This window comes from Bifidobacterium sp. B4079 (assembly GCF_026537385.1).
Lineage (GTDB): Bacteria > Actinomycetota > Actinomycetes > Actinomycetales > Bifidobacteriaceae > Bombiscardovia > Bombiscardovia asteroides_I.
Window position 1 is genome coordinate 1 of record NZ_JAFNMH010000013.1, and the last position, 808, is coordinate 808.

The following is an 808-nucleotide window of genomic DNA, read 5'->3' on the forward strand; positions in this document are numbered from 1 at the left end:
GAAGGTTCTACCAATCCGCCGCATTATCGCCGAATAAAGTATCTGAACACCATAGCTTCAAAATCATCCACTGATCCGGCCTGGACCGGAGCCTATAATTGGGCCAAGAATTGGGATCAGTACTTCACTGTCCATAAGATCATAAACTCCGGTCTATATGACTATTTGACCATATCCGTTGAGGGCGATCTGAATCTTGGGGATACGGGTGACTCGTCAGCCCATAAAACGGGTGGTGTCGACGAGCCTCTGAACATTTATGCAATTGTAGGTCAGCAGATAGGAGCTTTGGGTTGCGGTACTGGTACTGGTATATGGTCCTGGTCCTCCAACATCTATGCTGATGACTGTCTCTACTTTTATCCTGATATTAATATTAAGGCGCCGGATCGAACATCCAATATCACTGCAGCTTTAACGGCTGAGGGCAGGGGCTTCAAGAAGTATATGAAAGACTGCCTGGGCAGTGGCGCTGGTCTTCAGTGCAGCGGGCCGTGGTCTTGGGTTGGTTGGGATAATCAGCCATTACTTTATAGTGGAGGTCAGTCCAATTGGGGCATGGTGACTGATTATGGTTTTCCTGCTTATGCTGGTCTCAGCATCAGTGGCACTGCTCCGGGAACAGCCCCGTCCCGGTCATTCTTCGTGTACTGGCTGAATGTTCGCGGCAGCACCTACTACAACCCCGACGGGATATGTTCTGAGACGAATTCGTATTATTATCAGTGGGTGGCTTTGAAGGATGGCCAGTGGGTGCCTGTTGATGAGCTGACTCCTGAGCCGGTTCTGGTGACGGGCCAGCAGCCGT

General features: G+C 50.4%; 1 pseudogene. It reads left to right on the plus strand.

Annotation, left to right across the window (positions count from 1 at the left end):
- A pseudogene (locus J3T95_RS09120) lies at positions 1-808 on the plus strand (hypothetical protein); the annotation flags it as partial.